This window comes from Skermanella sp. (assembly GCF_059503625.1).
Genome location: NZ_JCACHA010001177.1, coordinates 1 through 4,883, shown reverse-complemented (window position 1 = coordinate 4,883; position 4,883 = coordinate 1). Strand labels below are relative to the sequence as shown.

5 protein-coding genes are annotated in these 4,883 nt (G+C 65.2%); 3 read left to right on the top strand and 2 right to left on the bottom strand.

Going from position 1 to position 4,883, the window contains the following annotated elements:
* Positions 1-308: 308 nt before the first annotated feature.
* Entirely contained in the window at positions 309-1,604 is a 1,296-nt protein-coding gene (locus AC5JJ6_RS41575; RefSeq protein WP_496047680.1) for a M20/M25/M40 family metallo-hydrolase, read from the bottom strand.
* Between the two features lie 235 nt (positions 1,605-1,839).
* Positions 1,840-2,277: a LysR substrate-binding domain-containing protein gene (locus AC5JJ6_RS41570; protein WP_496047679.1), complete on the bottom strand. Its 438-nt coding sequence runs from the start codon at positions 2,275-2,277 to the stop codon at positions 1,840-1,842.
* 16 nt (positions 2,278-2,293) lie between these two features.
* Between AC5JJ6_RS41570 and AC5JJ6_RS41565 the strand changes: the two genes are divergently transcribed.
* The 3 genes from AC5JJ6_RS41565 (at position 2,294) to AC5JJ6_RS41555 (ending at position 4,856) form a co-directional block, all read left to right on the top strand.
* Positions 2,294-2,785 carry a hypothetical protein gene (locus AC5JJ6_RS41565; protein WP_496047678.1) on the top strand — a complete coding sequence of 164 codons (492 nt, stop codon included), beginning with the start codon at positions 2,294-2,296 and terminating at the stop codon, positions 2,783-2,785.
* The gene (locus AC5JJ6_RS41560; protein ID WP_496047677.1) at positions 2,782-3,579 is read left to right on the top strand and encodes a 1,6-dihydroxycyclohexa-2,4-diene-1-carboxylate dehydrogenase; all 798 of its coding nucleotides are present in this window, start codon (positions 2,782-2,784) and stop codon (positions 3,577-3,579) included. The genes AC5JJ6_RS41565 and AC5JJ6_RS41560 overlap by 4 nt, the downstream gene beginning before the upstream one ends.
* A gap of 128 nt (positions 3,580-3,707) precedes the next feature.
* Entirely contained in the window at positions 3,708-4,856 is a 1,149-nt protein-coding gene (locus AC5JJ6_RS41555) for an MFS transporter (protein WP_496047676.1), read from the top strand.
* Positions 4,857-4,883 lie beyond the last annotated feature (27 nt).

Below are 4,883 nucleotides of genomic sequence, written 5' to 3'. Positions count from 1 at the left end.
TCACCACTCCCTGCAAGCGCAGAAGACCTTTAACACCATTGGCTTTTGTGCGCAATATTCATTTTTCAGCGGAAACGAAGATGCGATCCGTGCGGGTCCGGTTCAGGCCGGCTAAAGCTTCGAGGGGATCTGGTCCGGGGCATTCGGCGCCGCAACGGCCGGTTCCCCGCACGGAGCACCCTGCCCGGACGCCGACGGGACCGGCAACCGGGAGAGCGAGCGTCGGGTAAGGTGGCGGTTCAGTCAGTCCGGTGCCGGCGGCATTTCCTCCGGATTGCCCCGACTTCCCTGCAAGATGTCCTGTCCGGTTATTCCGTCATGTCCGCGAGGGCGAGCAAGGTGGTGAGCGCCATGCCGAGCTGCCGAACGCTTCCGCTCTTCTCGACATCCAGGAATTCGTCGAGCGAGTGCTGGCGGTCGCCGATCCCCGAGGCGATGGTAACCGTGGGAATGCCCATGCTGATCGGCACGTTCGCATCCGTGCTTGCCGAGACCAGTTTGGGCGTCCACCCATGGGCGGCGACGGCGGCCACGGCTACCCCGACGATCGGCTGGTCCTCGCTCGTCTTGCCGGACGGCCTGTCGCCCACGAGTTCGGTCACGGCGGTGATCGATCCGCTTTTCGTCGAGCGGGTGGCGTTCTCGGCTTCGGCCGCCTTGGCCACGATATCCAGGAAGCGCTTTTCCAAAGCGCCGAGATCCTCGGGTGAAGCCGATCGCATATCGACCAGCATCCAGGCTTCGGTCGGGATCGAGTTGACGGAGGTGCCGCCGCCGATCACGCCGACGCTGTGGGTCGTGCCCTTGGGCACCTCGATCCCCGCAAGTCCCTGCATGGCGGCACCAAGGGGATACATCGGGTTGACGGTCCCGAACGCCCGGTAGCTATGGCCTCCCGGCCCCTTGTAGCGCACCTCGTAGCGCTTGCTCCCGGCAGCCGTATTCATCACCTGGTCCGGATAGAGCCCGTCGAACGTGATGAACGTCTTGATCCGGTCCTTGTACTGTCCCTGGCGGAGCAGGTACTTGACACCGCGAAGATCTCCCAGTCCTTCTTCGCCGACGCTGCCGACGATGAGGATGTCGTGCCGGTGTTTGATGCCGGCCGCATCCATTGCCCGCGTCATGGCAAGGATCGCCGCCAATCCGCGGCTGTTGTCGGCGATGCCGGGCGCCTTGATCTTCGTGCCGTCGCGTTTCGGCGTGAGGTCGGTATCCATGTCGAACACGGTGTCGAGATGGGAAACGATCGCAACCATCTCGCCATTGCCCGTCCCCTTGCGGACGGCCAGCACGTTGCCTTCCGGGTCGATCGAGACATCCGCGAGACCCTGAGCCCGCAGCATGCCGGCGAACGCTTCCGCCTTGCGCTGCTCCTGCCTGAGGGGAGCCGGGATCTGCTGAAGCTTCAGGTTTTCCTCGACGATCCGGTCGTGTCCGCTGTCGAACGATGCCATCGCCTGCCGATAGCCGGCACTTGCCATGACGCGCTCGACCGCAGGGTGCTTCGGCTGCTGGGCTTGTTGCGCGCCGGCTCCGTGCGAGATTGCGCCCAGGGAAGTCAGTAGGGCCAAGGTGATGAAGGCTGTCGAGCCTCGGGACATTGCGTTCTCCCACGCGGTGAGGTGCCGATCCTGTGCAACACGCGCAAGCGGCGGATGTCCCGGACGACAGGTCCCCACGTATCCGGACGCCAAGGTCGCGGCAGGCCGGATGGGCGCCATGTGTCATGACGTTGTCCGCCGTGAAGATAGCGGTCGGCGGCTGATCGAGCCTCAGCGCCGCAAGCGTCCGCTGGCCGAAGGCCGAAGGCCGTTCTCGTGTCCTGCGGCGACAAGGCTAAGCATCGAGACCTTCGGGTATCTTCCACCCCCGTTCCCGATAGGCCTCGATGATCACCCGCGACATGACGGCCAGCTCGGGCGACCGGTCGTTGATCCGGCGGCTCATGATGATGGGCGACGTGATGGTCTGCTCGACGAGTTCGCGGTAGACCACGTCGTCCCGGCGCAGGCGCTGCACCGAGGTCGGTACGATGCAGATGCCGACCTCCGCCGCGACGAGGCCGATCGCCGTCTGCAACTCTCGGGCCTCATGGGCGATGTTCGGCTCCAGGCCCCGGTCGCGGAAGATCGAGATCACCTGATCGGCGTAGCTTGGGCGCGGCACCCGTGGGTACAGGATCAGCGGTTCGCCCGCCAATTCGGTGAAGCTCAGCGGCCCTTCCCGCTCGAGAAGCGGGTGGCTCAGCGGCAGGGCAACCTTCCTGATCCGCAACGTGCCGGGCGGGATGATGAGCGGCTATCTGACCGAGCGGGCCAAGCCGGGCGACACGCTGACCCTCAAGGGGCCGCTGGGAAGCTTCTACCTGCGCGACACCAGGCGGCCGGTGCTGATGCTGGCCGGAGGGACCGGGCTGGCGCCCTTCCTGTCCATGCTGGGCAAGGTGGCGGAAACCGGCTGCGAGCAGCCGATCCATCTGGTCTACGGCGTCACGACGGACGGCGATCTGGTCGAGGTCGAGACCATCGCCGAGTTCGTCAAGAAGATCCCGAACTTCACCTTCGCCACCTGCGTCGCCGACAAGGGCAGCAACCATCCGCTCAAGGGCTACGTCACCCATCACCTGGAGGCCAAGCACCTGAACGCCGGCGACGTGGACGTCTATCTCTGCGGCCCGCCACCGATGGTCGAGGCCGTCCGGGTCTTCTTCCGGGACCAGGGCGTCAATCCGGTGAACTTCCACTACGAGAAGTTCACGCCGAGCGAAGTGAGCGCGTCATGACCGGGCACGGACCGCTCAAGGGGCGTTTCCAGGGCAAGGTCATGGTCGTCACCGGCGCCGCCCAGGGCATCGGCCGCACCGTGGCCTTGGGGGCAGCCCGCGAGGGCGCCTCCGTGGTGCTGGTGGACCGGGCGGAGATCGTCCACGAGGTCCGGGCGGAGCTGGAAGGCATCGGCTCGCCGTCGCTGTCGGTGACGACAGACCTGGAGAACTATTCCGGAGCCGACAGCGCCATGGCGCAGGCGTTGGACCGGTTCGGCCGGATCGATATCCTGGTCAACAATGTCGGCGGCACGATCTGGGCCAAGCCCTATGCCGAGTACCGCGAGCCGGAGATCGAGGCCGAGGTCCGGCGCTCCCTGTTCCCGACGCTGTGGTGCTGCCGGGCGGTGCTTCCCGCCATGCTGAAGCAAGGCGGCGGTGTGATCGTCAACGTCTCGTCGGTGGCGACGCGCGGCGTCAACCGGGTGCCCTATGCAGCCGCCAAGGGCGGCGTCAACGCTATTACGGCATCGCTCGCCTTCGAGTATGCCGAGCACGGCATCCGGGTCGTCGGCACGGCCCCCGGCGGCACCGAGGCGCCGCCCCGCCGCATCCCGCGCAACCCGACCGCCCAGGACGAGCGGGAGAAGGTCTGGTACCAGGGCATCGTCGATCAGACGATCTCGTCCAGCTTCATGAAACGCTACGGCACGCTGGAGGAGCAGGCGGCGCCGATCCTCTTCCTGGCGTCCGACGAGGCGTCCTACATCACCGGCACGATCCTGCCGGTCGCCGGCGGCGATCTGGGCTGAGGCACGGAAACGCCTGGAAACGTTCGAAAACAATATTTCCCAAGAAATGAAGTGAAATCCGGCATGCCGCCGGAAATGCGCCGGCATGCTTGGCCGGAACCCAATAAACATGAACAGGGAGAGGAAAAATGGCGTTGACACGCACCATTGACGTCCAGGACTTCATGAATTCACACAAGCTGTCGTCCTACCAGATCAGGATCATCGCGCTCTGCTTCCTGATCGTGGCGATCGACGGCTTCGACACGGCCGCGATCGGCTTCATTGCTCCGGCGTTGCGATCCGAATGGAGCGTTTCGGCGGCCCAACTGGCGCCGCTGTTCGGCGCCGGCCTGTTCGGCCTGATGGTAGGCGCGTTCATCTTCGGTCCGCTGGCCGACAGGATCGGGCGCAAGTATTCGCTGGTGCTGACCGTTCTGTTCTTCGGTGCCGCCAGTCTGGCTTCGGCGTGGTCCACCTCGATCACCGAGCTGACCATCCTGCGCTTCCTGACCGGCATGGGGCTGGGCAGCGCCATGCCCAATGCGATCACGCTGACTTCGGAATTCTGCCCGGAAAAACGCCGGTCGTTCCTGACCACGCTGATGTTTTGCGGCTTCACGCTGGGTTCCGCCTTCGGCGGTCTGGCGGCGGCGCATCTGGTGGCAGCATACGGCTGGGAATCGGTCCTGCTGCTCGGCGGCGTCCTGCCGCTGGCACTGGTCCCGGTCTTGTTGCTGGCCCTGCCGGAATCGGTGCGTTTCCTGGTTCTCAAGAACGCTCCCGCCGAGCGGATCGCCGCCGTGCTCCGCAAGATAGCCCCCGAGGCCGATCTGAGCGGCGCTACTTACACCGGCATCGCCCAGCCCAAGGGCTCGCCCGTGCGGCAGTTGTTCCAGCCGGGGCTGGTATCAGGGACCCTGCTGATCTGGCTGACCTTCTTCATGAGCCTACTGGTCTTCTATCTCCTGTCGAGCTGGCTGCCGACCGTCATCAGCAGCGCCGGCATGACGCTGAAGGAAGCATCCCTGATGGCGATGATGCTTCAACTCGGCGGGACCGCAGGGGCGCTTCTGATCGGCGCGCTGATGGACAGGATCAACCCGCATACGGTGCTCGGCTCCTTCTATGTTCTGGCAGCATTGTTCATCGCCCTGATCGGGAGCTCTACGGCATCGCCCTGGCTGCTGTCCGCCGCCGTCTTCGGCGCCGGGTTCTGTCTGGCGGGATCGCAGGTCGGCGTCAACCCTCCATGCCTTCGATCACCGTCAACGACGTCGATCTGTACTATGAGCTGACCGGTCCCCAAAGGGCGCCCGTCGTGG

What these genes read in the sequence shown, in the direction of transcription:
- AC5JJ6_RS41575 (WP_496047680.1), bottom strand. Translation starts at nt 1,604, where the DNA reads ATGTCCCGAGGCTCGACAGCCTTCATCACCTTGGCCCTACTGACTTCC.
- AC5JJ6_RS41565 (WP_496047678.1), top strand. Translation starts at nt 2,294, where the DNA reads ATGAGCGGCTATCTGACCGAGCGGGCCAAGCCGGGCGACACGCTGACC.
- AC5JJ6_RS41560 (WP_496047677.1), top strand. Translation starts at nt 2,782, where the DNA reads ATGACCGGGCACGGACCGCTCAAGGGGCGTTTCCAGGGCAAGGTCATG.
- AC5JJ6_RS41555 (WP_496047676.1), top strand. Translation starts at nt 3,708, where the DNA reads ATGGCGTTGACACGCACCATTGACGTCCAGGACTTCATGAATTCACAC.